Source organism: Kribbella sp. NPDC056345 (assembly GCF_042262745.1).
In the GTDB taxonomy this organism is placed as follows: Bacteria; Actinomycetota; Actinomycetes; order Propionibacteriales; family Kribbellaceae; genus Kribbella.
In genome coordinates, this window is record NZ_JBHJQQ010000008.1 from 26,977 (window position 1) to 53,856 (window position 26,880).

Sequence of the window (26,880 nt, forward strand, 5' to 3'; positions counted from 1 at the left end):
CGGACCCCCACGCCATCACAATTGCTCCCTTCACCCGCGCCCCACGCTCAAGCCACGCCAGATCACCCACTTGTGATGGCCTGGCGGTCCGCCTCATCGCCGCGCCACGGCAACGAGGTCGCCCAGGCGATCCACACGGGCCAACGCACCAGCACCGTTTCATGGGTGAACCCACGAGATTGCGGGTTCTGTACTCGCAGGCGGCGGAGAATCCACAACCTGATGGGTGGACCCATCCGATGGCTGCATCCCGCGTGCCGGGTCTAGCTGGTGTGGCTGAAGGCTTGGGCGGGGGTTTGGGCGGCGCCGGTCGCGTAGGACGTCTGGTAGGCGGACTCGCCCAGTACGGCGATCGCGGCGTCGCGGGCCGCGGCGAGTTCGAGGGCGTCGTCGGGGTCGGGGATCTGACCGATCGCGGCGTAGGCGCTGTCGGTGAGGCCGACCATGCGAGCCGCGAGGGCGTGATCCCCCTCGGCGGTTGCGAGTGCGGCGGCGGCAACGCAGACGTAGGGGACGAACGAGTCGTACCCCTCACGGAACACCCGTTCGCGCCCGGCCAGGAACAGTTCGCGGGCCACAGCGAGGTTGCCCAGATGGAGCTCGGTAAATGCAAGATTGTGGTACTCCGAGTTGACCATCTCCGGCTGCCCGAGCGCTTCGTTCAGCTCGATACTCGCCAGATACAACTCGCGCGCCCGCACAAAGTCGCCGGTCATCCGTGTCACCCCGGCAAGCACATGCCGGGGCCGCTCCTCCAACCGCTTGTCCCCCGAACGCTCAGCCACCGCCAGCGCCTCGCGCGCCAGCTTCATCGCGCCCGGCAAATCCTCCCCACGAATCGACACCCGCGACATCGCATAGAGCGCCTCGACCTCTCCAGCAGGATCCCCAACAGCCCGCGCCCGTTCGAGCTCAGTCGTCGCCATCCGCAGTACCTCGGCACTGTCGCCCCGCCGAAACGCCGACCGTACGTCTACCTCGAAGCCCATCCCCCCACGGTATCCGCGAACGCAGCGATCGTTGCGGGCGACGGCGGCAGCACCTGCGTCATCAGTACGGCGCCAATTCCGGCCTCGGGATATGAGTACCAAAGGGTCCCCAGCCCACCACCCCATCCGTACCGCGTTCCAACGACCTGTACGCCGTACCCCCATCCCCCGCCGTCGAGGAAGATCTGCGCCGACGCCCCGGAGCACTGCTCAGCAGTCAGCTGATCGGAGACCATCGCCGCCGCGAGGTCCGGCCGCAGCAGCTCGCCGTTCAACAGCGCGGACACGAAGCGAAGGTAGTCACCAGCAGTCGAGACCAGCCCACCACCGGCGTGCGGGAAGTCCGGCGGCGTCAACCAGTCACTGCTCGCCGCATCGTCAAACACCTCAGTCCCCACGAAACTCTGCACCAGTCGATCCCGCGCATGCTCCGGCACCACAAACCCGGAGTCACGCATCCCCAGCGGCTCGAACAACCGCTGATGGAACAGCTCCGGCAACTCGATCCCGCTGGCCCGAGACAGCAGCACCCCGAGTACGCCGTACGCCAGCTCGTACCGCCAATGCCGCCCCGGCTGTTCCATCAGCGGCAGCTCACCGAACCGCGCGATCCATCGATCCGGATCAAGCGCGACCGTCGAAGGCTTGGGCGGTCCGAGACCCAATCCACCAGCCGCCTCAGCGACCGGACACGACTCCACCTCGAAGGCGAACCCGAACCCGAGCCGCATCACCAGCAGATCCTCAACAGTCGGCGCATGCTCCGCCGGTACCGTGTCATCGAGTGGACCGTCGAGCCGCCGTACGACGCGCTGCCCAGCGAGCTCCGGTAACCACCGCTCGATCGGATCCTGCAGCCCCAGCACCCCAGCCTCAACCAGCTGCAACGTCAGCACCGCAGCCAGCGGTTTGGTCATCGAGCTGATCCGAAACACCGCGTCGGCAGTCAGTTCACCCCCACCCGGCCCATCGGTCCCAGCCGCCACCACCCGGTGCTCGCGACCATCAGTAACACCCACAACTGCCCCGGGCACCTCACCGGAAGCAACCAGCCGATCCGCCAACCCCTGCAGGTCCCCCAGCTCGATCACACTGACTCCGACAGCAGCACGGTCCCCGCCCGGTCGTAGTACGTGATCGTCAGCTCCATGGTGTCGAACGTCCACTTCTCCACCCCGGCCTCGGCCAGTCCGCGCGACATCTCGACGTACGAGGTCACTCCCGTCTCATGCAAGCGGAGATGCTCCACGAACGCTTCCTTGTCGCTGGTCGCGGCGACCTCGAACACCTCATGGGCCGGCTCAGTCACGACCTCGTAGCCGTCCGCACCGCGATGCACCGTGTGCCCATCAGTCAGATACGAATCGCTCGCCAGCACGCCGATCGCGCGAAGCGCCAGCAGATAGTCCTTCAGCGTCGACGCATTCCCGAGCCGGTCATGAATCTCGTTGGTCTGCTCCAAGGTGAACATGCCGACATCATGTCGCGAAGGACAGGTAGTAGTCGTCCGGCTGAGCGTGACTGTCGGCCGCAGGGCCTCCAAATCGGCCACACCTCCTGTCCTTAGCGTCGCGACACGCCGGGTGGCAAGGTCCCAGAGGCGAGCGCGGCCCCAGAGTGGGTGGATGCGTAGCTCACGGCGGGGTTTTCTGGGGATGGCTGTGGTTGCGGCCGCGGGTTCGCGAATGCTGACGGCGTCGGCCGTTGCCGACAAGTACCCGTCGAACACAGCCCTGTACGCCGATCCCGGGCTGGCCGAAGGAGTCGACTACGCACGGCGGTTCCGGCGGCATGGATGGTTCGACGACGACCTGACCCAGCGGATCGGCGTACAGCGGACGGTGATCCTGGCTCCGCACGGCGGTGGGATCGAGACTGGTACGTCGGAGTTGTGCCTGGCGATCGCCGGCTACCACCCCGCGGACCTAGCGACCAGCGGCCAAGTGCACGACTACTGGATGTTCGAAGGTCTGCGCAGCACCGGCAACGGCGAGCTACACGTCACGTCCGCGAACTGCGACGACCACGTCGCGCGTTCCCTGGCAGCCGGCTCACTCAACGCGATCGGCCTGCACGGCTGCAAGGAGTCCCAGGCCGGACTCCCCGACGGCACCCAGGCCGTGCTCGTCGGCGGCCGCAACGCCACGCTCAAGTCGCGGCTCATCACGAGATTCACGGCTGCCGGCGTACGGGCGATCGATGCGGTCAACGTTCCCGATCTGAACGGCGACGACCCGGACAACATCGCCAACCGCACCCTGCTCGGCAAAGGGGCGCAGCTCGAGATCACGACAGCCCTGCGGCTGGCGATGTTCGGCACCAACACCCGGGCCGAGCGCAAGAACACCACGAAGCCGATCTTCTGGAGCTTCGTCAACGCCACCCGCGCAGCGATCGCGGACCTCGAGGCCACTCAGCCGATCACTTGACCGGTAGCTCGAAGAGCAGCTCCAGCCCGTCCTCGTCGTCCCACTGATCGCCGACCTGCACGAACCCGAACTTCGCCACCGTCTCCAACGACCCGACGTTGTCCGGACTGATCGACGCCCGCACCACCCGTACGGCGGGCTCAACCGCAGCCCGATCGAGCAGAGCCTGGAGCATCGCGGTCGCATAACCCTGCCGCTGGTACGCCGGATCGACCGTGTACCCGACCTCCACCATGCCGACGTCATCCGGCGGCCCGTGGAAGCCGGTGTACCCGACCACCTCATCCCCCGGCACAGCGACCACCACCCGCGCAATCCACGCCAGCGCCTCGGGCTCACTCTCGAGCTGTTTCAGGCGGTAGCCCCACAGCCACTTCGCGCGGTCCTCGACGAACAACGCGCCGAGCTCAACCCCGGTCAAGGCCCGGGCCGTCACCAGATCTCCCGCGAGCAGGGCCTCCATCGCCGCGGGCGGCAACTCCACCAACCGAATCTTCTGAGAACTCAAGAGATCAGGTCCCCCTGGGCCTGGATCTCGGCTTCGGGGTCGACCGGGAGGACGATCTTGAACCAGGTCTCCCCGGGCTTGGAGTCCACCCGGAGGTCACCGTGGTGCTTCTTCACGACGATGCGCCAGGAGATGTCGAGCCCGAGGCCGGTGCCTTCGCCGATCGGCTTGGTGGTGAAGAACGGCTCGAAGATCCGGGTCTTGATCTCGGCCGGGATCCCCGGTCCGGTGTCACCGATCTCGACGACGACGTACTGGCCGTCGCGCCGGGTCCGGAGTGTCAACGTGCCCGACCCGTTCATCGCCTGGACCGCGTTGTCGATGATGTTCGTCCAGACCTGGTTCAGCTCCGCGGCGTACGCCGGAATCTGCGGCAGCTCCGGGTCGAACTCCTTCACGACCGTCAGGCCCTCGAGCTTGCCCGACATCATCACCAGCGTCGACTTCAGCAGCTCCCGCAGATCAACGATCTGGTACGGCGCTCTGTCGATCTGCGAGTACTGCTTGGCCGCCCCGACCAGCGTCGAGATCCGCGTGACCGAGTCATCGATCTCATTCATCAGGGACTCGGTGTCGATCGTGTACATCAGCCAGCGGACCGCACCTTCGAGGTACTCGTCGCCGACGGCGGAACGCACGCCCTCCATCCAAGCTGTATCCAGACCGACCGCGGCAAGCACCGGTGCGACATCCCAGCTGTCACGTACACCGTGGTCGTCGAGCCAGTCCGACAGCTCGTCCTCGGCGTCGCTCTGCTCCATCACAGACATGTCGCGCGCCTTGGCCACGCGCTCGACCGCGTCCTCCTGGATCGCGACGATCTTGTGCAGCTTGGTCGCGTCGAGTGTCCCGTCGGCGAGCATCGCCAGCTTGTGCCGCATGCCGGCCACACGCTGCCGCAGGGTCGCCGCAGCGCGGACCGCAGCCGCGGCCGGGTTGTTCAGCTCGTGCGTCAGCCCCGCGGACAGCGATCCGAGAGCCAGCAGCCGCTCACGCTGGCCGATCGTCTCGTTGCTGCGGCGCGTACCCATCACGAAGCCCTCGATCAGGTGCATCGCCATCGGGAACCACGTGCTGATCATGGTGGCCATCGCCTGGGCGTCGATCACGTAGAAGTCCGACGGCTCCAGGACGTACATCGAGGCGTTGTAGGTGTTGCTCTCGTTGTCGCCGAAGAAGGCGTTGAAGGCGCCGGCGTAGACACCGCGCTGGGAGGTGCGGTTGGTCTCCACCTCTTCACCCTGGATCAGCTTGCACATCCGCAACGAGCCGGACAGCAACATGAAGCAGCAGGTGGCCTCGGCACCCTCCTGGAAGACCTGGCCCTCCTCGACGTGGGTGACATAGCCCTCGCGGGCGATCCAGTCGAGCTGCTCGTCGGACAGCGCCTCGAACAGGAACAGCGTGCGCAGCTCGTCCCGCGTCATCCGGCGGAGTTCGCCGGCTTCGGTGTCGGCAGCAGTCATCAGAGCATCTCCAGGTATCGGTGCACCAAGGTCACGGCCATCGCGCCGTCACCGACCGCCGAGGCGACCCGCTTCACGGACTCGGCCCGCACGTCCCCGGCCGCGAAGACGCCGGGCATGCTCGTCTCCAGGTGGTAGGGGTCGCGCTCCAGCGCCCAGCCCGGCGGCCGGCCGCGCAGGTCCGGACCGGTCAGCACGAAGCCGCGCTCGTCGCGCAGCAGGTCGCCGGGCAGCCAGTCCGTCCGTGGGGCCGCCCCGATGAACACGAACATCCACTCCGTGTCCACCTCGCGGCTCTCACCGGTCGCACTGTTGACCAGCGTCACGCGTTCCAAATGATCCGAACCCTTGCAGGAGACCACCTGCGTGCAGGTGTGCACCTCGATGTTGTCGATGCCGGCGATCTGATCGATCAGGTACGACGACATGGTCGCCTCGAGCGAGGGACCTCTGACCAGCATATGCACGCGGGAAGCGTGTTTCGAGAAATAGACCGCAGCCTGACCGGCGGAGTTCGCCCCGCCGATGATGTAGACGTCCTGGCCGGCGCAGCTCGGCCCCTCGGTGGTGGCCGCGCCGTAGTAGATGCCCCGGCCGCACAGGTCGTTCATACCGGGCGCATCGAGCTGCCGGTACGCCACACCGGTGGCCAGGATGACGGAGTGCGCGGAGATCTCACTCCCGTCGGAGAACTTGAGCCGCCGGGCCGAACCGATCGTCTCCAGCCCCACCACCTGGCGGGCCGTCAGCAGCTCGGCGCCGAACCGGACTGCCTGTCGCCGCGCCCGGTCCGTCAGCTGAGCACCGGACACTCCGTCCGGGAAGCCCAGGTAGTTCTCGATGCGGCTCGACTGACCAGCCTGACCACCAGTGGCGACCTGCTCGACCAGAACGGTCCGCAGCCCCTCACTAGCGCCGTACACGGCCGCACCGAGGCCGGCCGGTCCACCACCGACCACTACGAGGTCGTAGAACTCCTTTGCCGGGTTGGTCGCCAGACCGACCTTGTCGGCCAGCTCCGCCTCTGTCGGTGCGACCAGCACCGACCCGTCCGGCGTGATGACCACCGGCAGGGTGGAACCGTCGAGACCTGCGGCCTCAAGCAGCCGCTGGCTCTCGTCGTCGTCCACACCGAGCCACTGGTACGGCACGGCGTTGCGGGCCAGGAAGTCGCGGGCCGCGAAGGACGGAGCGGACCAGCGGTGACCGATCACCCGGGTCTCGTCGGACGACACCGCCGGTGTCGACTTCCAGAGCTCCAGCATCGAGTCGACCACCGGGTAGAGCTTCTCCTCCGGCGGGTTCCACGGTTTGAGCAGGTAGTGGTCGAGATCGACCACGTTGATCGCCTGGATCGCGGCGTCCGTGTCGGCATACGCCGTCAGCAGGACCCGGCGGGCGAGCGGGTAGAGATCCATCGCGGCTTCGAGGAACTCGATGCCGGACATCTGGGGCATCCGGTAATCGGCCAGCAGCAGCGCCACCTGTTCACCCCGGAGCTTGAGCTCCTTCAGGGCGTCCATGGCCTGGGCCGGTGTCTCTGCCCGGACGATGCGGTTTTCCTCGGCATACCGCCGACGGAGGTCACGGGCGATGGACCGGGAAACGCCCGGGTCGTCGTCCACGGTGAGGATCACCGGGCGGGAAGTCGACGCTGTCATGCCTCATTGATACCAGCGAAAACCCACAAATGAGGATCGGTTGTCCACAGGCCCTGGTTCGGTCCACGGGGGCGGGGCGCGGACCGAACCGGGGCATGGGCCTACAGCCGCCGTTACGGGAGGGCTGCGAGGAACGGGGCGTGGTTGTTCCGGAACTCCCAGTTGTAGTACTTGTCCCAGTTGATCGACCAGGTCATCAGCCCACGGAACGCAGGTGAGGTCCCGCCGCGCAGCGTGTAGCCACCGCAGCTCTGCCCCTTGACCAGGCAGTTCACCGCCGCCTGCACGTCCGCGGGAGAGGTGTAGCCGTTGCCTGCGCTGGTCGCGGCCGGTACGCCGAATGCGATCTGATCCGCACGTAGCCCCGGGAAGGTCTGTCCGGTGGTCCCGACCGGGAAGCCGGCCTTGATCATGTCGGTCATCGCGATGTGGAAGTCTGCGCCGCCCATGGTGTGGTACTGGTTGTCCAGCCCCATCACCGGCCCCGAGTTGTAGTCCTGGACGTGCAGGACGGTCAGTGCGTCCCGCATCGCGTGGATCACCGGCAGGTAGGAGCCTCTGCGGTTGTCGCCACCGTTCGTGCCGGGACCGTAGAACTGGTAGCCGATCTGCACGAAGAACGTCTCCGGCGCCATCGTCAGCACGAACTTGGCGCCGTACTTGGCCTTGAGCGTCTTGAGCGCGGAGATCAGGTTCACCACGACCGGTGTGGTCGGGTTGCGGAAGTCGGTGTCGTTCGCATTGAGATAGAGCGAGTGGCCCTCGAAGTCGACGTCCAGCCCGTCCAGACCCCAGCGGTCGATGATCGCGCTCACCGAGTTCACGAACGCGTCCCGGGCACCTGCGGTGGTCAGCTGGACCTGTCCGTTCTGTCCGCCGATCGACAGCAGCACCTTCTTACCTGCGGACTGTTTGGCCTTGATAGCGGCCAGGAAGTCCGCATCGCTCTCGACGTTAGGGCACTCGCTCGCAGGGCAGCGGTTGAACCGGATGTCGCCGGAGGTGACCGAGGTCGGCTCCCCGAAGGACAGGTTGATGATGTTCCACTCACTCGGTACGTCGGCCATCCGCACGTACCCGGAGCCGTTGGCGAAACTCGCATGCAGGTAGCCGATCAGCGCATGCTTCGGCAGCCCGGTGTTGGTGCACCCTGTGGTGGTGGCCGAGGCACCTGCCGTTTTCGCCGACTCCCCCGCACTGTTGTACGCGGCAACGGTGTAGGTGTGGCTGGTGCACGCACCGAGCCCGCTGATGGTGGCCGTTGTACCAGTGACCGTCTGGACCACAGTCGAGCCTTCATAGACCCGATAGCCCGTGACAGTGCCGGTCGAGGCGCCCCAACTCAGCCCGATCGCGCTGTTCGTCGTACTGGTCACCGACGGCGTCCCGGGGACACCCGGTCCACTCGGGTTCGGGTTGCCGCCCGGCCCGTCCAGGTTGATGTCATCGGCCTGGTACGCCGGTTGGCCGTACCAGCCGTGCACGTAGATCTGAGCGGATGTCTGGCTCGCGCCGGTGGTGAACGAGAGGCTCAGCTGGGTGTAGCTCGTGGCCGATGGTGTCCACGTGGAGGAGCCCCCGGTGACTCCCAGATAGACGTAGGAGCCGCGCACCCACCCGGACAGCGAGTACGTCGTACTCGGGAGGACCGTGACTGTCTGGCTGCACTGGGCGAAGTCCGAACTGGACACCGCACCGTTGAGCGCGAAGCCCCCGCTGCGCACCGGACTGCTGACGACCGAGCCACCCGAACAGCTCCAGCCGCTCAGTGAGCCGCTCTCGAAACCCGGATTGGTCAAGATGTTCGCCGCCTGCGCGGTTCGGGCGCCGCCGACGAGCACTAACAGCAATCCGATGACGACAGCGAGGAACCGTGAACGCCAGGAACGCATGGTGGACCTCCCGGGGGCGGATGGGGTGCATTTAGTAGAGAGGCTTAATAACTCCGGGGTCAATGCGCGGACGGTGACGGATTGCCGCCCGTGTCCGATCTCCGCCACGACTACGGTGTCTGCATGAGTGATATCGACTGGGGACAGGGCACATATGAGTCGACTGCTGCGGACCTGGCGCCGGCCGCGCGTGAGCTGGTTGCGGCGGCCCGGATCCAACCGGGGGAACATGTGGTCGACGTCGGCGCCGGCACGGGCAACGCCGCACTACTGGCCGCGGACCTCGGCGCGCGGGTGACGGCTGTCGAGCCGGCGGATCGGCTGAGGGCGGTGATCCAGGCGAACACCGGCGACCGCGACGTCACGTCCGTGAACGGCAACGCCGCAGCCATCCCACTGCCTGATGCGTCGGTGGACGTCCTGCTGTCGAACTTCGCCGTCATCTTCGCTCCCGACCCACAAGCAGCCGCAGCCGAGTTCGCCCGGGTCGCCACGCCGACTGGCCGGGTCCTGCTGACCAGCTGGGTGCCAGGTGGTTTCGACGAGGTGATCGGCATCCTGGTGCGCACCGTGCGCGAGGTCACCGGCTCCGGCGAGGCCATGGAAGGCCGCATCGACTGGCACGACCCCAAGGCCTTGTCAGAGCTCTTTGCCCCGTTCGGCTTCGAGGTCTCCGCCACCGTGCACGAGCTGACCTTCCGCGCCCCCTCCGCAGCGGAGTACTGGACCACTCGGATCGCCCAGCACCCACTCGGAGTCGTGACCTTCCCCTTGCTGGAGAAGGCCGGCCGGTTGGAGGAGGTCCGCGGCCTCGTCCTGGAGAAGATCGCCGAGAAGTGGACCCGCCCAGGAGGTGAGATCGAGCTCCCGGCTCGCTACCTCCTGGCTGTGGCCGCTCGCTGAGGCACTACGGCCCGCAGCTGAGGCAAGGCCACACCTGACCACATCGCGCACAGAGTCCGTCGAGGCCAGGCGCCGGCAACCACACCACGGCCGGCGGCTGGTCACCTGGGCGCGCCACGCTTCGGGACCTGGCACCGGGCTGCGCAGTGCCGCCCTCCGCGCGCGGCGCCTCCGCGTCGGACGACCAGTGCAGCAGAGTCCGGCCGTCGGTGACGTGCACGGCGAGCAGCGCTTCCATGCGATCCCAGCTGGAGGTGCTCGCCCAGGGACCACGCCACCGCAACGCGACGGAGCCGTCGGACCACTCCACCCCCTCGGCCAGCGTGCCTGTCCCCCGGAGCCCGGATGCGTCGGCATGCCGCACCAGCCGAAAGAGCCGAGCCTGCCGCCGCATCGTGTCCATGCCCAAAGACTGCCCACCTGCGACCTGCCCCACCAGGTGTGAGCAGTGGGCTCCCCGAACAGCCCACACCCCAGCAAAACAAGCAGAAGCCGCCCACCGGCCCAGCACCACCGCTTTTGTCGGAGGGGCCTTGTAGGTTCACGACACGCACCGCAACCACCAGGCGTACCAGTGAGCGGGCCGGAGGGCCCGCACCACGAACGGGGGCGATCCTGTGACCGAGACCCGAACCGAAACCGAAAGCCAAGCCGAAACCCGGGCAGCACCCGGCGGGGCGGCGTTCGGCCCGCAGTTGCGGCAGTGCAGGCAGGCGGCCGGCTTGAGCCTGCGCCAACTCGCCGGCCGCGTCGGATACGACCACAGCTATCTGTCCCAGGTGGAGCGCGGCCAACGCCCGGGATCGGCCGATCTGGCGCGCCGCTGCGACGGCGAGCTCGGCACCGGCGGCCAACTCGCCGAAGCCTGGACGCCCACCAAGGCCCGCACCGGCACCTCCGCAGGCCGGCCGGATTCTCTGGACACCGCCTGGCAGCAGCTGGCGTCCGCATTTCCAAGTGCCCTCCGCACTGCGCCTTCGGCTGTGCTTTCGGAAGGGCCCAGTGCCCTCCAGTCCCTCCCCGCGGCGCGGCGGCTGCCGGCGCTGGTGAGCGAGCTGAGCGCACCACCGACCGGCGATCGCTCGGCGCACGACGCCCGGCAGGTGGAGCTCAGCCTGTCGATCGCGGAGACCCTCACCGCATGCGCGCGCGCCGGCGAGGCCAGGCGCTGGTGGTGGGCCGCCCGCCAGCTGGCAGACGCGCTCGGCGAGCCCAGGCTTCGCAGTCTCGCCCGCAGCCGTGAGGCCATCAGCGGGCTGGCTGAGGGATGCGCACCAGCGCACCTTCTGGAGCTGGCCGACGAAGCCCTGGCGCTTGCCCTGCAAGAGCCGGTTCACCCCGGCGAGGTGCTCAGGGCCCGGGCGGCGCGCGCACGCGTCCTCGCCCAGCTCGGTCGAGTCGTCGAGGCTCACGAGCTTCTGCCGGAGGTGCTCAGCCACGCCAATGAGTTGCCCTCGGCAAGCACCGGCGGCGGCCCCACGCCGTACGAGGTGCATGTCGTGGAGGGCAGTGTCTGCGCGAGCCTCGGCTATTGGACGGCGGGCTGTTTGATGTTCGCTCGGGCGCTGGAGCTCTGCCCGGACGAGCGATTGGAGGAGCGCGCTCTGCTCGAGCTGGCCATGGCCGAATGCTTTGCCGGGAGCGGCCAGGGCGCAGCGGCGCTGGCGACCGCACTGCGGGTGCTGATCGAGCTACCGGACGAGTGGCATACGACGTACTTGTATGTCGCTGCGGAGCGAGTTCTGACCGGCGTTCGCCGGTGCGCACCGGCGCTGACCGGCCTGCACGACCTGGAGCTTCTGGTGGCTCGACGCGGGCGGGTCGGCCGCACTGTGGGCAGCGAGTCGTCCTGGGGCCGCCGTCGGGAGTAGCGTGCCGGGGGTGACTGCACAAACGACGGCGAGTGACGTGTGGGACTTCGCAGTGGAGCTGCGGAGTGATCCGGCCAGCGCTGAAGCACGGGAGGCCATCTTGGCCTCCCCGACCTTCGGTCTGACGTTCACCGACCACATGGTGATGGCGAACTGGACGGTCGACCGCGGTTGGCACGACCCGAAGGTGACTGCGTATGCACCACTGCGCGTGAGCCCGGCTGCCGCCGTACTGCACTATTCACAGGAGATCTTCGAGGGCCTGAAGGCTTACCGGCACGCCGACGGATCGGTGTGGGCGTTCCGGCCGGATCGCAACGCCGCCCGGTTCACCGCGAGCGCTCAGCGGCTCGCGCTGCCGCAGGTGCCTGAGGACGCGTTCGTGGCAGCACTCCGCGCGCTGGTGACTGTGGACGAGGTGTGGGTGCCATCGGCCACCGATGGTGAGACCAGCCTGTACCTGCGGCCCTACATGATCGCCACCGAGGCCGCTCTGAGCGTGCGACCGGCTCACGAGGTGCTGTTCGGTGTCATCGCGTCCCCGGCCGGCCCGTACTTCGACACCGGCCCCCGGCCCGTCTCGATCTGGCTGACCACCTCCACCGTCCGTGCGACACCGGGCGGCACAGGAGCGGCCAAGACTGGCAGCAACTACGCAGCCAGCCTCGTCGGCCTGGCCGAAGCCACTGCGAACGGCTGCGAGCAGGTCGCCTTCGTGGAGGCCATCGAGCGCAAGTGGCTCGAGGAGATCGGCAGCATGAACATGTTCTTCGTGTACGCCGACGGCCGGATCGTCACCCCGGAGTTGTCCGGCTCGATCCTGGCCGGCGTCACCCGCGCCTCCGTTCTCGAGCTGGCAGCCGATCTCGGGCACGCGGTCGAGGAGCGCCGGATCTCCGCCGACGAGTGGAAGGACGGTGTCCGCTCCGGCGAGATCACCGAGGTCTTCGCCTCCGGCACGGCCGCCGTCATCACCCCGATCGGCCGCCTGGCCTGGCCCGACGGCGACCTCACCATCAGCGAGGAGACCGGCCCGGTCACGCAGAAGATCCGCGCCGCGCTGCTGGACGTCCAGTACGGGCGGGTGCCCGACACGCGCGGTTGGCTGACACGACTGGCGTAGTACGTCGCCGTTTGTCCGTGGGTGCGGTTAGGTTGATCGCATGGCCAAGGAGAAGTCTCCGGCGATCGAGCTGGAGGTCGGCGAGCGGACGGTCCGGGTCTCGAACCCGGACCGGGTGTACTTCCCGGCGCGCGGCGAGACCAAGCTCGACCTGGTCAAGTACTACCTGTCCGTCGGTGACGGCATCGTCCGGGCGCTGCGGGAGCGGCCGTGCATGATGCATCGGTTCCCGTCCGGAGTGTCCGGTGACAAGGTGCATCAGAAGCGGCTGCCGCATGGTGCACCACCGTGGATGGAGACCGTGCAGGTCAAGTTCCCGCGGTACAACCGGACTGCCGACGAGCTGTGCGTCACCGAGATCGCCCACGTCGCCTGGGCCGTGCAGATGTCGACCGTCGAGTTCCACCCGTGGAACTCCCGCCGCGCCGACACCGAGAAGCCCGACGAGTGGCGGATCGACCTCGACCCGATGCCGGACTGCCCGTTCGACCGGGTCCGCAGTGTCGCCCACATCGTCCACGCAGTGCTGGACGAGCTCGACATGGAGGGCTACCCGAAGACGTCCGGCGGTTCCGGGATCCACATCTACGTGCGGGTCGAGCCGGAGTACGGATTCTCCGACGTACGACGAGCTGCGCTGGCATTCGCGCGCGAGGTCGAGCGGCGAGTGCCCGACGACGTGACCACCACCTGGTGGCGCAAGGACCGCGACCCGAAGAAGCTCTTCGTCGACTACAACCAGAACGCCCGCGACCACACCATCGCCAGCGCCTACTCAGTCCGCGGCAACCCCGAAGGCACCGTCTCGACCCCCATCACCTGGGACGAGATCGACACCGTCGACCCCAAGTCCTTCACCATCGCCACCGTCCCCGCCCGCTTCGCCGACCTCGGCGACCTCCACGCCTCGATCGACGACAAGTCCCACTCCCTCGCCCCTCTGCTGGAGTGGGCCGACCGCGACGAACGCGAGGGCGCGGAAGAACCACCCCCGCCGGAGGAGTAGCCACCCCGTTTCGCTCCCCTGCGGCCGGTAGCGACGAGGCCTCGAAGGTGACTCATCGTGGCGGGTTAGGGCGACCAGCTCGTTATGAGTGACTTTTTCGGCGTATAGGCCCTAAAAAGCCACTCACAACGCAAGCAGGCCGGGTTCCGGTCGTTAATCGGTAACTTTTTCTCAAATAGCGACCAAAAGTTACCGGCCGCAGCGGCGCGCAACCACACCACGCCGTACCAAACAAAGTCAGCGGTCCGCTGATCCCGCCAGTCCGTGGTGCAGGAGGTCGGTCAAGAGATCGACAGCGGTGTCCGGCTCGATAGTTTGGCCGTTGGCTGGGTTGACGACGAGCCAGGTGTAGGCGAAGCCCTCCATCAGGGCGTTCATCGCGGTGATGACTGCGGCGGGGTCGGCCGGTGGGTTGGGGAGCCGGTCCAGGTGGCCGACCATGTGGGCGTCGTCGTCGGCCATGATCGTCTGCAGGCGGCGACCCAGTTCGGGGTCGAGCATGGCGGCCTGTTTCACCGCGATCATCTCCGGCAGATGGTCCTGGTAGAACTGCCAGTACATCGCGACGTGCCAGCGGATCGCCGACCGCTTGCTGAAGTCCTCGTCGTGCGCCGAGTTGTCCAGCACCCGCTGATCCGCGGCCGCGAGCATGTCCTTCAGCAGCGCCTCGAGCAGCTCTTCCTTGCTCGCGAAATGGTTGTAGAACGACCCCGTCGCACGCCCGGCGGCCGCGGTGATGTCGGTGATCTTCGTGTTCAGGTATCCGCGCGCGGCGAACACCTCCCGGGCCGCCTGCTTCAGCGCAGCCTCGGTCCCTGCCGCCCGTTCCCGGCGGCTCGCGGTCTCCGTCACGCCCACCTCCTTGACACCGCACCTTAGCCAGGTTCATAGTGAATCCAGATTCAGTGAATCACAATTCATCCAAGGAGACCACCATGACCGTACTCATCGCAGGCGCCGGCCCGACCGGCCTGACGCTGGCGATCGACCTCGCCCGCCGCGGCCTCGCCGTGCGCATCATCGACAAGGCCACCGAGTTCTTCGAGGGATCCCGCGGCGACGGTCTGCAGCCGCGCACCCTGGAGGTGTTCGACGACCTCGGCGTCGTCGACGAAGTCATCCGGCAGGGAATCGACGGGCCGACGCTCCACATCCATCTCGACGGCATCGAGGTCGACCAGCGCCGGATGCGTGAGCCCGTCGAACCCACACCGGACATCCCCTACCCGAACGGGCGCATGCTCGCGCAGTCCCGCACCGAGGAGATCCTCCGCGCCAAACTCGCCGAGTACGGCGTACTGGTCGAACTGGACACGGCCATCGTCGGGTTCACCCAGGACACGACCGGGGTCCTCGCCGAACTGTCGACCGGGGAGACCGTAGCGGCGACGTACCTGGTCGGGGCCGACGGCGGCGGTAGCTTCGTCCGCAAGCACCTCGGGATTGCCTTCGAGGGGACGACCGACGATTCGATCAAGGTGCTGATCGGCGATGTGGCAGCCGACGGACTTGATCACGAGAAGGGGTACTGGTTCGCCGGTCGGGAGAACCCGATGCAGGGCATCGTGCTGATGCCGCTGGCCGGCGGCGACCAGTTCCAGCTCGCGTCACCGATCGTCGAGGAGGACCGGGAGCCGACTCTCGAGGTTCTGCAGGACCTGATGGACACGTACGCCGGCCCCGGTTTCGCCAAGCTGCGCGACCTGACCTGGGTCACCGTCTGGCGCCCGAACGTCCGGCTCGCCGAACGCTTCCGCGTCGGCCGGGTCTTCATCGCCGGCGACGCCGCCCACGTGCACCCGCCGACCGGCGGTCAGGGGCTGAACACCGGCGTCCAGGACGCGTACAACCTCGGCTGGAAACTCGCCGACGGCCGCGAGGAGATCCTGGCGACCTATGAGACCGAGCGCCGGACCAACGCGGCCCGTGTCCTCGGTATCAGCGCGGACCTGATGCAGAAGCACCTCGACGGCGACGAGTCCGCGTTGGAGCGCGGGGAGAACACCCGCCAGCTCGACATCTCCTACCGCGACCCCGCCGACACCCGCCCGATCACCTCCGGCGACCGCGCCCCCGACGCGGCGCTAACCGATGCCAACGGCAACCACCTCCGCTTGTTCGACCTCTTCCGCGGCCCCCACGAAACCCTCCTCCGCTTCTCCCCCACCACTCCAGCCACTCACCCCCACACCGTCGACCTCGGGCTTGGCGCCTATACCTCCCCCAGCGCTTTCGCCGCCTACCACGCAGCCGACGGCGACGAAATCCTCATCCGCCCCGACGGCTACCTCGCCTGACAGCGTCGGCAAGGACACGTAGTAGTCCCCAGATCGACTGACTTTGGCACCGCCGCACGCTCACTGCCGGATGTACGTAGACACCTACTACGTGTCGTTACCGTCAGGCGATGGTGGTGATCTGGTCCTGGATCGTGAACTGGAGGCCGTCGGCGGCGGCGAGGTAGACGTCCTGGTCGACCAGGTTCCCGTCGAGCCGCATCAGCCCGCGCGGGCTGTCGTAGAAGTGACCGCTGGGCAGGGCAGCGACTGAGCCGATGTCGATCGAACCCGCCACTTCGCCCAGACGCGCCAGGAACCGGATCGCCTCGTAGCAGGACTCGCCCACCGCATTCAGCGCGGGCGCGAACGGCCCGAACCGGGCGTAGTAGGTCCGCGCGAACTCACCGCTTTCCACGGTGTGCGTCCCGTCGAAGTACGCCGCCGCTGCGAACAACCCGTCATTGGCCCCGGCACCAGCGCCGAGGAGCGTGTTCTCCTCGATCGCCGGACTGAGCCGGAGCAGCCGATCACTCAATCCGGCCCGAGCGAACTGGCGGTTGAAGTGCACCGCATCCTGCCCCATCAGCAGCATGATCACGCCGTCGGCCGGCGTCCTTCGCAGCTCATCCAGTACGCCGCGAAAGTCCGACGTACCTAGGGGCACGTACGCCGAGTGGATGATCTCGGAACCCTTGTCCCGCAACGCTTCCTGGGCCACCGCACCAGTCACCCGCGGGTAGATGTAATCGTTGCCCACGACAACCCAGCGCCGCGCGCCGTGGTGCTCGCGCAACCAGGCCGCGGCCGGCAGCAACTGGTTCACCGGGCGCTCCCCCAGCAGGAAGACCCCGGGCGTATCGTCACCGCCTTCGTGCATCGCGGCGAACGCATACACCACCCGCCCACCGATCCGCCGCGCGAGCGCGACTCGGACTGCCGAAATGTGCCAGCCCGCGACGGCGTCAACCCGGCCGCTGTCCACCAGCCGGCCGACCTCCTCCGCAACCACCCCGGCCGGGCGACCGGCATCGACGTACACGAGCTCGACCCGGCGCCCGGCGATGCCGTTGCGGGCGTTCAGCTGCTCGACGGCGAGCTGGCCGCAGGCCAGGCAGGAGGGTCCGTAGAGACCGGTCGGTCCTTGCTGCGGTACGACGAAGGCGATCGAGACCACGTCGGTGCGTCGCACTGTCGCCTCCTCCGCTCGTGGTCAGCCCAGTGTTACCGAATCGGAGGCGGATCTGCGACCGACCGGCTATATTTCCCACCACGTAGACCGGAGGGGGTGCCGTGCCGACCAGCTTGCTACTCCTACTCAAGCGCGCCGAGCGCCGGATCGAGCTCGGTCTGCAGGAGCTCCTCGACGAGTTCGAACTGACCATCGAGCAGTGGCGGATCATGGCCGCTCTGCACGAGGAGCCGGGCCAGCCGATGTCGGTACTGGCGGAGGCCGCCGTACTGCCTGCTGCCAGTCTGACGCGGCATGTGGACAAGCTCGTCGAGCGCGGGCTGATCCTGCGCCGGGTCCACGCGACCGACAAACGCCGGATCGTGGCCGCGCTGTCGCCGGTCGGATCCACGGTCGCGACCCGGGTGAGCGCCGTACAGCGAGAGCTTGAAGCCGACCTCGCGGATTACTTCCAGATGGAAATACACGAACGTAGCGGATCGGCAACACGCCGGTAACACGCGCTTCCTAGGTTCCTTCCATTCGGGTGCATCGCCCGCCGGCAGCGTCGCCGGCCCGCCGGAGCACCACTCGCCCGAAGGTGCCGCCAGGAGTTCCGCCATGTCTGTTGACCCCTCGCTCGACCACCGCACGACCGCTGAACCGACCCAGTCCGCCGCGACCCGCGAGACGCTCGAGGACTACACGCTGCGGTTCGCGCCGCGCAGCTACCGCCGCTGGTCGACCGGCGTCGTCGGCGTCTCCGCGCTCGGCGGTATCGCCTACCTGGCCGACTTCGCGATCGGTGCGAACATCGGTATCGCGTACGGGACCACCAACGCGCTGTGGGGTATCGGCATCTTCGCGGTGGTGATCTTCGCGACCGGTCTGCCCCTCGCGTACTACGCCGCCCGGTACAACATCGACCTCGACCTGATCACCCGCGGCAGCGGCTTCGGGTACTACGGCTCGGTCGTCACCAACGTGATCTTCGCGTCGTTCACGTTCATCTTCTTCGCGCTCGAAGGCTCGATCATGGCGCAGGGGCTGCAACTGGGGCTCGGGATACCGTTGTGGCTCGGGTACGCCGTGTCCACGCTGGTGATCTTCCCGCTGGTCATCTACGGGATGAAGGTGCTGTCGACGCTGCAGGTCTGGACCACGCCGCTCTGGCTGGTCCTGATGGTGCTGCCGTTCGTGTACCTCCTGGTCTCGCACCCGGAGTCGGTGTCGAACTTCCTCGACTACGGTCCGGACGCGAACTTCGGCTCGATGCTGCTCGCGGCCGGTGTCTGCCTGTCGCTGATCGCACAGATCGCCGAGCAGATCGACTACCTGCGCTTCATGCCGCCGAAGACCCCCGAGAACTCACGCCGCTGGTGGACCGCCATGCTGCTCGCCGGACCGGGCTGGGTGATCTTCGGTGCGCTGAAGCAGGTCATCGGGTTGTTCCTGGCCGTCTATGTCATCGCACAGGTCTCCGATGGGGCTGCGATCGCGAACCAGCCGGTGCATCAGTTCCTGGAGATCTACCGCGGCTTCCTGCCCGGGTGGCTCGCGATGACGCTGGCCGTCGTACTGGTCGTGATCAGCCAGGTGAAGATCAACGTGACGAATGCGTACTCAGGTTCACTCGCATGGACGAACTCGTACACAAGGTTGACTCGTCATTACCCAGGTCGACTGGTGTTCCTCGCGATCAACCTGTTGATCGCGCTGGTGCTGATGGAGGCGAACATGTTCGACTTCCTCAACACCATCCTCGGCTTCTACGCGAACTGCGGAATCGCCTGGATCGTGGTCGTTGCCTCCGACATCGTCTTCAACAAGTACCTGCTGAAACTGTCCCCGCTGCACCCCGAATTCCGCCGCGGCATGCTGTACGCCGTCAACCCGGTCGGCTTCGTCTCGATGGGAGTCGCGGCCGGGGTGTCGATCCTGGTCTTCTTCGGTGGACTCGGCGACGGCATCAAGCCGTACTCCCCGCTGGTCGCGATCGGGCTCGCGCTCGTCCTACCGCCGGCGCTCGCCGTACTGACGCGCGGAAAGTACTACCTGCGCCGTACCGACGACGGCCTCGACCTCCCCATGTACGACGAGCACGGCAACCCGTCAGGCGACGTACTGACGTGTCACGTGTGCCGCCAGGACTACGAGCGCCCGGACATGGCCGCCTGCCAGACCCACGACGCCGCGGTTTGCTCACTCTGCCTGAGCACCGACAAGGTCGCCGACCACGTCCTACCATCGCAACCATGAACTTCAGCCCGTCCGACGTCGAGAAGCTGCTGCTCTCCGTGGCCGGCATGGTCGCCCGCGACCGGCTGGCCCGGGGAGTGCTCCTCAACCACCCCGAAGCCGTGGCGCTACTGAGTACCTGGGTCATCGAACGAGCCCGCGAAGGCGCCACCGTCGCCGACCTCATGCACACCGGCCGCGAAGTCCTCACCCGCGACCAGGTCATGCCCGGCGTGGCCGACCTCCTCCACGACGTCCAGATCGAAGCCACCTTCCCCGACGGCCGCAAACTCGTCACTATCCACAACCCCATCATTTAAGGCGGCCGCGATGACAGAGCCGAGTAGACTTAGTCAGGAAGAGCAGGGGACGCACACAGCCGCAGCCGCCCCGATCGACCCCACCACAACACCCGATCCGACCCCACCGGCCGACACCACAGCAACACCCGGCCCGAGCCCAACGGCCGACGGCACCGCAACACCCGATCCGGGCCTAACGGCGGACGCCAGTGCGCCGGGCGCGATCCGCACCCGCCCAGGCACGATGGTGCTGAACGCCGACCGCACTCCCGACGAGCGCTTGCGACTGGTGATCGTGAACACCGGCGACCGCCCCGTCCAGATCGGCTCACACCTGCACCTCCCCGACGCCAACACCGCCCTCGCCTTCGACCGCGAGGCCGCCGCCGGGTTCCGCCTCGACATCCCGTCGGGCACGTCGCAACGCTTCGAGCCCGGCGCCTCGCGTGAGGTGGACCTTGTCGCGCTCAGGGGCGCCCGCCTCGTTCCCGGAATCCAGGTGAAGCGGCATGGTTGAGATCTCTCGGGCTGCCTATGCGGCTCTGTACGGGCCGACTGTGGGGGATCAGGTTCGGTTGGCTGATACCGACCTGTGGATCGCGGTGGAGGAGGACCGGACTGCCGGGGGTGAGGAGGTTGTGTTCGGGGGTGGAAAGTCCATCCGCGAGTCGATGGCTCAGGGGACGGCTACTCGGGCTGAGGGGGCGCCGGACACCGTCATCACGAACGTGGTGGTGCTGGATTGGTGGGGGATCGTTCGGGCTGATGTGGGGATTCGGGATGGGCGGATCGTTGCGTTGGGGCGGGCGGGGAACCCGGATATTGCGGACGGGGTGCACCCGGCGCTCCGGATCGGGCCGTCGACGGATGTGATCGCGGGTGAGGGACGGATCCTGACCGCGGGTGCTATCGACTCGCACGTGCACCTGTTGTCGCCGTCGCAACTGCATGAGGCGTTGGCGACCGGGATCACGACCGTGGCGGGTGGTGGGACCGGGCCTAGCGAGGGTTCGAAGGCTACGACCGTGACCCCGGGTGCGTGGCATCTCGAGCAGATGCATCGGAGCCTGGATGCGTTCCCGCTGAACGTTCTCCTGCTGGGCAAGGGGAACACGGTCAGCGCGGAGGCCCTTGCCGAGCAGGCGCTTACGGGGGCGGCCGGGTACAAGGTGCATGAGGACTGGGGTTCGACGCCGGCCGCGATCGATACGGCCTTGCGCGCGGCCGACGACTGGGGGTTGCAGGTCGCCCTGCATGCGGACAGTTTGAACGAGGCCGGGTTCGTCGAATCGACGCTCGGTGCGATCGCGGGGCGGTCGATCCACGCGTTCCACGTCGAGGGTGCGGGCGGTGGGCATGCGCCGGACATTCTGTCGATCGCGGCGTACCCGCATGTCATCCCGGGCTCGACCAACCCCACCCTGCCGCACACGGTGAACACGGTCGCCGAACACCTCGACATGTTGATGGTCTGCCATCACCTGAGTCCCGACGTACCGGAGGATCTGGCGTTCGCGGAGTCGCGGATCCGCGCGACCACGATTGCGGCCGAGGACATCCTGCACGACCTGGGGGCGTTGTCGGTCACGTCGTCGGACGCGCAGGCGATGGGCCGGATCGGCGAGGTGATCACGCGGACCTGGCAGGTCGCGCACGTGATGAAGCACCGGCGTGGTGCGCTCGATGGTGGGCTGCCGGCCGACAACGAGCGGGCCCGCCGGTACGTCGCGAAGTACACGATCAACCCGGCGATTGCCCACGGCATCGATCATGAGATCGGTTCGGTGGAGGTTGGGAAGCTGGCGGATCTGGTGTTGTGGGATCCCCAGTACTTCGGGGTTCGGCCGCGGGTGGTGATCAAGGGTGGGGCGATCGCGTGGGCCGCGCTGGGTGATCCGAACGCGTCGATCCCGACACCGCAGCCGGTGCTGATGCGGCCGTCGTTCGGGGATGCGATCGGGGCGGAGCTGTCGGTGACGTTCGTGTCGCCCGCCGCGCTGGACGACGGGCTGGCCGGGCGGCTGGGGTTGCGTCGGCGACTCCTCGGCGTACGGCCGACGCGCTCGATCGGGAAGGCGGACATGAAGAACAACTCCGCGCTCCCGACGATCGACATCGACCCCGAGACGTTCGCGATCGCGGTCGACGGCGAGCTGGTCGAGCCCTCCCCCGCGACGGTTCTCCCGCTCGCCCAGCTCTACGCGATGTTCTGATGAGCGTGGTCGCGTTGTGCGGTGATTTTTGGGCGCTATATGACCAAAAATTACCAACTAACGAGCTACCAGCCGCGGGACGGCGACGGCGAGACGGGTTGGTGGGCTCCTGCGCGAAGGAAGACGGCGGTACGGCGGAGGTCGGCCGACTCACCGGTATGGACAGCACGCCCCGCATGTCCGACATGTGCGGTTGTGGGGTGGTTGGGTGAGCTCGGCTGAGGTGGTTGCGTTGATGTTGGCGGATGGGCGGTTGCCGACTGGGGGGCATACGCAGTCGGCGGGGTTGGAGCCTGCGGTTCGGGCTGGGTTGGGGGCTGAGGGCAAGCAGTTGGGGGATGTCGGCGAGTACGCGCGTGACCGGTTGCGGACCGTTGCCCGGGTTGAGGCTGCGGTGGCTGTTCTTGCGTGGTACCGGGCGCAGCCGGACCGCCAGGCCATCACAAGTGGCGAGGGCGGGCCGGCGCAGGCGGGGGCGGGCGGGGAGAGCGCAATTGTGATGGCCCCCAGGTTCGGGCAGCTTGAGTCGGCGTGGGCTGCGCGGACGCCGAGCCGGGCGTTGCGGATTGCGTCGCGGCGGCAGGGGCGTGCGTATCTGCGGCTGGCTGAGCGGGTTTGGCCCGAGACGCTGCGGTACTTGCCGAGGGACGGGGAGATCGCGCGGCCGGTCGTGATCGGCGTGATCGGTGCGGTGACCGGGTTGTCGGCGGAGCAGGTTGCGCGGCTGGTGGCGTACGACGACGCGCAGACAGTGGTCGCCGCGTCGCTCAAACTGCTGCCGGTCGATCCAGCCGGAGCGGTCACCTGGCTGGCCGCGTTGCACGACGACATCGAACGGCTCGTCAACGACGTCGCGCCGCTGACCGACATCGAGAAGATTCCCGCCGGCGGTGCACCACTGATCGACCAGTTCGCCGAGCAGCACGCCATCGAGAGAATGAGGTTGTTCCATGCCTGAGACCACCACGACCCGCTCGTTCCGGCTCGGCGTCGCCGGGCCGGTCGGGACCGGGAAGAGTTCGCTGATCGCGACGGTCTGCCGCGAACTCGCCGACGAACTCCGCCTCGGCGTGATCACCAACGACATCTACACCGACGAGGACGCGCGCCTGCTCCGGTCGGCCGGTGTGCTCGACCCCGAGCGGATCCGGGCCGTCGAGACCGGCGCCTGCCCGCACACCGCGATCCGTGACGACGTCACGCCGAACCTGATCGCGGTCGAGGATCTCGAACGCGACTTCGCACCCCTGGACGTCGTACTGGTCGAGTCCGGCGGTGACAACCTGACCGCGACCTTCTCCCCCGCACTCGTCGACGCGCAGATCTTCGTGCTCGACGTGGCCGGCGGTGGTGACGTCGCGCGCAAGGGTGGACCGGGCATCGCGCGGGCGGACCTGCTGGTGGTCAACAAGACCGACCTCGCCCAGTACGTCGGAGTCGACGTGCCGCAGATGGTCAAGGACGCCGAGGCTGCCCGCAACGGTAAGCCGGTGCTCGCACTCTCCCGGCACGACCCGGAATCCGTGGCGGGTCTGAAGGCATGGGTGCTGGCGATGACCAAGATCGTCCGGGACGGCGGTCACACACCGGTCGACCCCGGTCCGATGGCACCGCATTCACACGTCGACGAGAACGGCGTACTGATCTCGCACACCCATGCCCACTCGCATTGAGGTCGTCGCCGACCCGGTTCGCGACCGCTGTGTGCTGATCACGGATCACCTGTCACCGCGGCGGCTCCCCGGATCGGACGGCGTCGTACGGGTCGCTCTGGTGGCGGCCGGTGCGTTGTTGCTTGCCGGGGATCAGGTTCGGATCGAGGTCGTGGTGTCGGGACCGATCCGCCTCGAGATCGTCGAGACGGCCGGGACGGTCGCGTACGCGATGCGCGGTTCGTCGGCGCGCTGGGATGTGGCGATCGAGCTGACCGACGGCGCGAGTCTGCACTGGTACGGCGAACCGTTCGTGGTCGCCGCGGATGCCAACGTCACGCGATCCACAACCGTGCGCCTGCAACCGGGGTGCACGGCCGAGATCCGGGAGTCGCTCGTCCTCGGCCGGTACGGCGAGATCGGCGGCACGTTGCATACCCAGACCCGTGCGTGGATGGGGCCGGAGCTGTTGCTGGCCGAGGACCTCGACCTCAGCCCGGAGAACCGCACCGGCTGGGCGATCCTCGGTCAGGCCCGCTGCCTCGACACCGTGACCGCCCTCGGCCACCGCCTGCCCGAGGCCCCACACACCCTCCAGTTGGAGGGCACCGGCTCCATCGCCCGCCGCCTCGTCGCTCAGCAGCACGAGAGCGACCTCGGCGCATCGGGCGCGGTGGAGCGGACGTCCATCACCCACTAAGTCGCCGGAACGCCGGCTCGCGTGCCACCGCTGAGCGTGAAGAGCTGCCACGACCGCCGGTTGGTGGGTGGTGGCGGTCCGCCTCCGTGCGCAAAGCGGGCGACGGCAGACCGGGGCGCTCTAGGATCGGCGGGTGCGCACACTTGATTCGGAGGCCGCGTTCGACCTTGCGGTTGAGCTGGCGACCAGTGGTGAACGGCGGATCCTCGGGATCTGTGGGGCGCCGGCGGCCGGGAAGTCGACGTTCGCGGAGCAGCTCGCGGAACGGCTGACCAAGGCGGGGCACGGGGTCGCGTTGGTACCGATGGACGGGTACCACCTGGCGCAGTCCGTGCTCGAGGAACTCGGGCTGGCGGCGGTGAAGGGCGCGCCGCACACCTTCGACGGCGACGGGTTCGTTGCCTTGCTCAAAAGGTTGAAAGAGGCACCCACCGAGCAGATCTGGGCGCCGCGTTTCGACCGCGGGCTTGAGGATTCGATTGCCGCGAGCATCGGTGTTGCTCCCGATGTCAGCCTGGTCGTGACCGAAGGCAACTATCTGCTGCTCGACGAGATGCCGTGGGCAACCATCCGTACGGTGCTCGATCAGTGCTGGTACGTCGAGGTGCCCGAGGAGCTGCGGCACCAGCGACTCGAAGCCCGGCACATGCAGTTCGGCCGCACGCAGGCGGAAGCGCACGAGCGTACCTTCGGCAGCGACGAACGCAACGCCCAGCTGATCGCCGCGACCGCCAAGTCAGCAGACGCAATCGTCGAACTCAGCTGACTCGTTCGATGAAGGCAGCGACGCCGTCCAGGTAGAGCTGCAGACCGAAGTCGAAGTCCTGGTCGCTCTCCTGCTCGAAGTCGCCCACCTCATCGAACACCCCCGCGTCCAGCACCCGCGCCAGCGCAGGCATCTGCCGCGGATCGATCACCCGGGACAGCGTCGCGCCGTACCGGCGGAAGGCGTCCGGGTTGTCGGCGAACCCGGCGGCCAGGTCCATCGCCATCCGGATCTCGCCCTGGACGTACGTGATCAGGCCCATTGCGATGCCGACTTTGGCCTCCTCGGGCAGGCCGGTGCCAGCCAGCGCGCCGAGCGCGGAATCGAACCAGGCCAGGTTGTTCGGCCCGGCCGGCGGCCCGGAGATCGGCAGCTTCGAGTACCAGCGATGCTTGCCGATCGCGGTCAGCACGCCGTCGGCCCAGAACGTCAGCCCGGTCCGCCAATCGACATCGGCCGGTAGCGGCTGGGGGCGCTCGAGCGCCGCGTCCGACATCAGCACGAGCAGCTCGTCCTTGCTCTTCACGTGCCGGTAGAGCGCCATCGTCGAGTTGCCGAGCCGCTCGGCAACCCGCGCCATCGAGACGGCGGCCAGGTCGTTCTCCTCGTCGGCGATCTCGATCGCGGCCCGGACGATGTCGTCGAGGCTCAGCGTCGGCTTCGGCCCGCGCCGCGGGGTCTCCCGCAGTCTCCACATCAGGGCCACGTCGGGCGGCAGCTCGTCCACGGCCTCATTCTAGGGCTTGCGCGACCCCACTGCGTACCTGCTACGCTAATTAGCGTATTCAATACGCAGTAAGGAGGGGATCATGATCGTCGAAGCCACCGGGATCCGGAAGTCGTACGGCGGGACCGAGGTGCTGAGCGGGATCGACCTGGGGGTGCCGGAAGGTTCCGTGCTCGCCCTGCTCGGCCCCAACGGCGCCGGCAAGACCACCGTCGTGCGGATGCTGAGCACGCTGATCCGCCCGGACGGTGGCCGCGCGACCATCGCCGGGTACGACGTCGTCCGGCAAGCGGCCGCGGTGCGCAGCGTCATCAGCCTGACCGGCCAGTACGCCGCGGTCGACGAGAACCAGACCGGCCGGGAGAACCTGGTGATGGTCGGCCGGCTGATGCACCTCGGCCGGGCCGGGGCACACCGGCGTACCGGTGAGCTGCTGGAGCGGTTCGGGCTGACCGACGCGATGGACCGGCGGGTGAAGACGTACTCCGGTGGCATGCGGCGCCGACTCGATCTCGCGATGAGCCTGGTCGGGCGGCCGCGGGTGATCTTCCTCGACGAGCCGACCACCGGGCTCGACCCGGGCAGCCGCTCGACGATGTGGGAGGCGATCGGCGAGCTGGTCCGGGACGGGACCACGATCCTGCTCACCACCCAGTACCTCGAAGAAGCGGATCGGCTGGCCGACCGGATCGTGCTGCTCGACCACGGCCGGATCGTGGCCGCCGGTACTGCCGATGCACTCAAGGCACGGATCGGCGGTGAGCGAGTCGAACTGCGGTTCGCCACCGAACCGGAGCTGCTGAAGGCGATCGCCGTACTGGGAGCAGTGCACGCGGGTGACGTGCTGAGCGTTCCGTCGGACGGTACGGCGAAGCACCTGCACCATCTGTTGGACCTGCTGCGCGACAACGGTCTCCAGCCGGAGCGCGTGTCTGCACACCGCCCCACTCTCGACGACGTCTTCCTCGCACTGACCGCCTAGGAGCT

The 26,880-nt window shown here is 67.7% G+C and carries 27 protein-coding genes; 16 read left to right on the top strand and 11 right to left on the bottom strand.

Features of this window, described 5'->3' with window-relative positions; all coding sequences use genetic code 11:
* Positions 1–263: 263 nt before the first annotated feature.
* From ACFCV3_RS26730 to ACFCV3_RS26740, 3 genes are read right to left on the bottom strand one after another with little or no spacing between them, the layout of a single operon-like run.
* Positions 264–989: a hypothetical protein gene (locus ACFCV3_RS26730; RefSeq protein ID WP_376034281.1), complete on the bottom strand. Its 726-nt coding sequence runs from the start codon at positions 987–989 to the stop codon at positions 264–266.
* Positions 974–2,080, bottom strand: a complete 1,107-nt coding sequence (locus tag ACFCV3_RS26735) for a serine hydrolase domain-containing protein (protein WP_376034283.1) — start codon at positions 2,078–2,080, stop codon at positions 974–976. The genes ACFCV3_RS26730 and ACFCV3_RS26735 overlap by 16 nt, the downstream gene beginning before the upstream one ends.
* Positions 2,077–2,460 carry a DUF1398 family protein gene (locus ACFCV3_RS26740; protein WP_376034285.1) on the bottom strand — a complete coding sequence of 128 codons (384 nt, stop codon included), beginning with the start codon at positions 2,458–2,460 and terminating at the stop codon, positions 2,077–2,079. The genes ACFCV3_RS26735 and ACFCV3_RS26740 overlap by 4 nt, the downstream gene beginning before the upstream one ends.
* Before the next feature lie 154 nt (positions 2,461–2,614).
* Here ACFCV3_RS26740 and ACFCV3_RS26745 point away from each other — a divergent pair, with 154 nt between their 5' ends.
* A complete protein-coding gene (locus ACFCV3_RS26745; RefSeq protein ID WP_376034287.1) occupies positions 2,615–3,418 on the top strand; it encodes a poly-gamma-glutamate hydrolase family protein in 804 nt (267 codons plus the stop codon).
* Here the strand turns inward: ACFCV3_RS26745 and ACFCV3_RS26750 are convergent.
* From ACFCV3_RS26750 to ACFCV3_RS26765, 4 genes are all read right to left on the bottom strand, one after another.
* Positions 3,411–3,902 (bottom strand): GNAT family N-acetyltransferase, encoded by a 492-nt coding sequence (locus ACFCV3_RS26750; protein WP_376034289.1) that lies wholly within the window; start codon positions 3,900–3,902, stop codon positions 3,411–3,413. The two genes, ACFCV3_RS26745 and ACFCV3_RS26750, sit on opposite strands and share 8 nt — an antisense overlap.
* 20 nt (positions 3,903–3,922) lie before the next feature.
* Positions 3,923–5,392 (bottom strand): ATP-binding protein, encoded by a 1,470-nt coding sequence (locus ACFCV3_RS26755; protein ID WP_376034291.1) that lies wholly within the window; start codon positions 5,390–5,392, stop codon positions 3,923–3,925.
* Complete coding sequence (locus tag ACFCV3_RS26760) at positions 5,392–7,053, bottom strand: FAD-dependent oxidoreductase (protein ID WP_376034293.1); 1,662 nt, start codon at positions 7,051–7,053, stop codon at positions 5,392–5,394. The genes ACFCV3_RS26755 and ACFCV3_RS26760 overlap by 1 nt, the downstream gene beginning before the upstream one ends.
* A gap of 113 nt (positions 7,054–7,166) precedes the next feature.
* Positions 7,167–8,945, bottom strand: a complete 1,779-nt coding sequence (locus ACFCV3_RS26765; RefSeq protein ID WP_376034295.1) for a chitinase — start codon at positions 8,943–8,945, stop codon at positions 7,167–7,169.
* A gap of 123 nt (positions 8,946–9,068) precedes the next feature.
* On the opposite strand from ACFCV3_RS26765, the gene ACFCV3_RS26770 reads away from it, so the two are divergent.
* Positions 9,069–9,848, top strand: a complete 780-nt coding sequence (locus tag ACFCV3_RS26770) for a class I SAM-dependent methyltransferase (RefSeq protein WP_376034297.1) — start codon at positions 9,069–9,071, stop codon at positions 9,846–9,848.
* A 4-nt stretch (positions 9,849–9,852) separates the two neighbouring features.
* Here the strand turns inward: ACFCV3_RS26770 and ACFCV3_RS26775 are convergent, their stop codons facing one another.
* Entirely contained in the window at positions 9,853–10,251 is a 399-nt protein-coding gene (locus ACFCV3_RS26775) for a hypothetical protein (protein ID WP_376034299.1), read from the bottom strand.
* Positions 10,252–10,465: 214 nt separating this feature from the next.
* On the opposite strand from ACFCV3_RS26775, the gene ACFCV3_RS26780 reads away from it, so the two are divergent.
* From ACFCV3_RS26780 to ligD, 3 genes are read left to right on the top strand one after another with little or no spacing between them, the layout of a single operon-like run.
* A complete protein-coding gene (locus ACFCV3_RS26780) occupies positions 10,466–11,719 on the top strand; it encodes a multiprotein-bridging factor 1 family protein (protein ID WP_376034301.1) in 1,254 nt (417 codons plus the stop codon).
* A gap of 1 nt (position 11,720) precedes the next feature.
* Positions 11,721–12,842, top strand: a complete 1,122-nt coding sequence (locus tag ACFCV3_RS26785; protein WP_376034303.1) for a branched-chain amino acid aminotransferase — start codon at positions 11,721–11,723, stop codon at positions 12,840–12,842.
* A 40-nt stretch (positions 12,843–12,882) separates the two neighbouring features.
* Positions 12,883–13,848 carry a non-homologous end-joining DNA ligase gene (gene ligD, locus ACFCV3_RS26790; protein ID WP_376034305.1) on the top strand — a complete coding sequence of 322 codons (966 nt, stop codon included), beginning with the start codon at positions 12,883–12,885 and terminating at the stop codon, positions 13,846–13,848.
* A 237-nt stretch (positions 13,849–14,085) separates the two neighbouring features.
* On the opposite strand, the gene ACFCV3_RS26795 is transcribed toward ligD, so the two are convergent.
* The gene (locus tag ACFCV3_RS26795; protein ID WP_376034307.1) at positions 14,086–14,700 is read right to left on the bottom strand and encodes a TetR/AcrR family transcriptional regulator; all 615 of its coding nucleotides are present in this window, start codon (positions 14,698–14,700) and stop codon (positions 14,086–14,088) included.
* An 83-nt stretch (positions 14,701–14,783) separates the two neighbouring features.
* Here ACFCV3_RS26795 and ACFCV3_RS26800 point away from each other — a divergent pair, with 83 nt between their 5' ends.
* Positions 14,784–16,145: an FAD-dependent monooxygenase gene (locus tag ACFCV3_RS26800; RefSeq protein ID WP_376034309.1), complete on the top strand. Its 1,362-nt coding sequence runs from the start codon at positions 14,784–14,786 to the stop codon at positions 16,143–16,145.
* Positions 16,146–16,248: 103 nt separating this feature from the next.
* Here ACFCV3_RS26800 and ACFCV3_RS26805 read toward each other — a convergent pair whose 3' ends face one another.
* On the bottom strand, positions 16,249–17,316 hold the full coding sequence (locus ACFCV3_RS26805; protein ID WP_376034311.1) for a substrate-binding domain-containing protein: 1,068 nt from the start codon (positions 17,314–17,316) through the stop codon (positions 16,249–16,251).
* 101 nt (positions 17,317–17,417) lie between these two features.
* Here ACFCV3_RS26805 and ACFCV3_RS26810 point away from each other — a divergent pair, with 101 nt between their 5' ends.
* The 9 genes from ACFCV3_RS26810 (at position 17,418) to ACFCV3_RS26850 (ending at position 25,166) form a co-directional block, all read left to right on the top strand.
* Positions 17,418–17,813: a MarR family winged helix-turn-helix transcriptional regulator gene (locus ACFCV3_RS26810; RefSeq protein WP_376034313.1), complete on the top strand. Its 396-nt coding sequence runs from the start codon at positions 17,418–17,420 to the stop codon at positions 17,811–17,813.
* Positions 17,814–17,916: 103 nt separating this feature from the next.
* Positions 17,917–19,554, top strand: coding sequence for a purine-cytosine permease family protein (locus ACFCV3_RS26815; protein ID WP_376034315.1), 1,638 nt, complete (start codon positions 17,917–17,919; stop codon positions 19,552–19,554).
* Entirely contained in the window at positions 19,551–19,853 is a 303-nt protein-coding gene (locus ACFCV3_RS26820; protein ID WP_376034317.1) for an urease subunit gamma, read from the top strand. The genes ACFCV3_RS26815 and ACFCV3_RS26820 overlap by 4 nt, the downstream gene beginning before the upstream one ends.
* 205 nt (positions 19,854–20,058) lie before the next feature.
* A complete protein-coding gene (gene ureB / locus ACFCV3_RS26825; RefSeq protein ID WP_376035119.1) occupies positions 20,059–20,352 on the top strand; it encodes an urease subunit beta in 294 nt (97 codons plus the stop codon).
* Complete coding sequence (locus ACFCV3_RS26830) at positions 20,345–22,048, top strand: urease subunit alpha (RefSeq protein WP_376034319.1); 1,704 nt, start codon at positions 20,345–20,347, stop codon at positions 22,046–22,048. The genes ureB and ACFCV3_RS26830 overlap by 8 nt, the downstream gene beginning before the upstream one ends.
* A 208-nt stretch (positions 22,049–22,256) precedes the next feature.
* A complete protein-coding gene (locus ACFCV3_RS26835) occupies positions 22,257–23,006 on the top strand; it encodes an urease accessory protein UreF (RefSeq protein WP_376034322.1) in 750 nt (249 codons plus the stop codon).
* Positions 22,999–23,721 (top strand): urease accessory protein UreG, encoded by a 723-nt coding sequence (gene ureG, locus ACFCV3_RS26840; protein WP_376034324.1) that lies wholly within the window; start codon positions 22,999–23,001, stop codon positions 23,719–23,721. Before ACFCV3_RS26835 ends, ureG begins: the two co-directional genes overlap by 8 nt.
* Positions 23,705–24,400: an urease accessory protein UreD gene (locus tag ACFCV3_RS26845; RefSeq protein ID WP_376034326.1), complete on the top strand. Its 696-nt coding sequence runs from the start codon at positions 23,705–23,707 to the stop codon at positions 24,398–24,400. Before ureG ends, ACFCV3_RS26845 begins: the two co-directional genes overlap by 17 nt.
* Positions 24,401–24,533: 133 nt before the next feature.
* Positions 24,534–25,166: a nucleoside/nucleotide kinase family protein gene (locus tag ACFCV3_RS26850; protein ID WP_376034328.1), complete on the top strand. Its 633-nt coding sequence runs from the start codon at positions 24,534–24,536 to the stop codon at positions 25,164–25,166.
* On the opposite strand, the gene ACFCV3_RS26855 is transcribed toward ACFCV3_RS26850, so the two are convergent.
* Complete coding sequence (locus tag ACFCV3_RS26855; RefSeq protein ID WP_376034330.1) at positions 25,159–25,893, bottom strand: TetR/AcrR family transcriptional regulator; 735 nt, start codon at positions 25,891–25,893, stop codon at positions 25,159–25,161. The two genes, ACFCV3_RS26850 and ACFCV3_RS26855, sit on opposite strands and share 8 nt — an antisense overlap.
* Positions 25,894–25,975: 82 nt before the next feature.
* Here ACFCV3_RS26855 and ACFCV3_RS26860 point away from each other — a divergent pair, with 82 nt between their 5' ends.
* Positions 25,976–26,875 (top strand): ATP-binding cassette domain-containing protein, encoded by a 900-nt coding sequence (locus ACFCV3_RS26860; protein WP_376034332.1) that lies wholly within the window; start codon positions 25,976–25,978, stop codon positions 26,873–26,875.
* Positions 26,876–26,880 lie beyond the last annotated feature (5 nt).

Excerpts from the sequence above, each read along its gene's own strand:
- ACFCV3_RS26730 (WP_376034281.1), bottom strand. The coding sequence starts at position 989 with ATGGGCTTCGAGGTAGACGTACGGTCGGCGTTTCGGCGGGGCGACAGT.
- ACFCV3_RS26740 (WP_376034285.1), bottom strand. The coding sequence starts at position 2,460 with ATGTTCACCTTGGAGCAGACCAACGAGATTCATGACCGGCTCGGGAAT.
- ACFCV3_RS26745 (WP_376034287.1), top strand. The coding sequence starts at position 2,615 with ATGCGTAGCTCACGGCGGGGTTTTCTGGGGATGGCTGTGGTTGCGGCC.
- ACFCV3_RS26755 (WP_376034291.1), bottom strand. The coding sequence starts at position 5,392 with ATGACTGCTGCCGACACCGAAGCCGGCGAACTCCGCCGGATGACGCGG.
- ACFCV3_RS26760 (WP_376034293.1), bottom strand. The coding sequence starts at position 7,053 with ATGACAGCGTCGACTTCCCGCCCGGTGATCCTCACCGTGGACGACGAC.
- ACFCV3_RS26765 (WP_376034295.1), bottom strand. The coding sequence starts at position 8,945 with ATGCGTTCCTGGCGTTCACGGTTCCTCGCTGTCGTCATCGGATTGCTG.
- ACFCV3_RS26770 (WP_376034297.1), top strand. The coding sequence starts at position 9,069 with ATGAGTGATATCGACTGGGGACAGGGCACATATGAGTCGACTGCTGCG.
- ACFCV3_RS26775 (WP_376034299.1), bottom strand. The coding sequence starts at position 10,251 with ATGGACACGATGCGGCGGCAGGCTCGGCTCTTTCGGCTGGTGCGGCAT.
- ligD (WP_376034305.1), top strand. The coding sequence starts at position 12,883 with ATGGCCAAGGAGAAGTCTCCGGCGATCGAGCTGGAGGTCGGCGAGCGG.
- ACFCV3_RS26800 (WP_376034309.1), top strand. The coding sequence starts at position 14,784 with ATGACCGTACTCATCGCAGGCGCCGGCCCGACCGGCCTGACGCTGGCG.
- ACFCV3_RS26815 (WP_376034315.1), top strand. The coding sequence starts at position 17,917 with ATGTCTGTTGACCCCTCGCTCGACCACCGCACGACCGCTGAACCGACC.
- ACFCV3_RS26820 (WP_376034317.1), top strand. The coding sequence starts at position 19,551 with ATGAACTTCAGCCCGTCCGACGTCGAGAAGCTGCTGCTCTCCGTGGCC.
- ACFCV3_RS26830 (WP_376034319.1), top strand. The coding sequence starts at position 20,345 with ATGGTTGAGATCTCTCGGGCTGCCTATGCGGCTCTGTACGGGCCGACT.
- ureG (WP_376034324.1), top strand. The coding sequence starts at position 22,999 with ATGCCTGAGACCACCACGACCCGCTCGTTCCGGCTCGGCGTCGCCGGG.
- ACFCV3_RS26845 (WP_376034326.1), top strand. The coding sequence starts at position 23,705 with ATGCCCACTCGCATTGAGGTCGTCGCCGACCCGGTTCGCGACCGCTGT.
- ACFCV3_RS26860 (WP_376034332.1), top strand. The coding sequence starts at position 25,976 with ATGATCGTCGAAGCCACCGGGATCCGGAAGTCGTACGGCGGGACCGAG.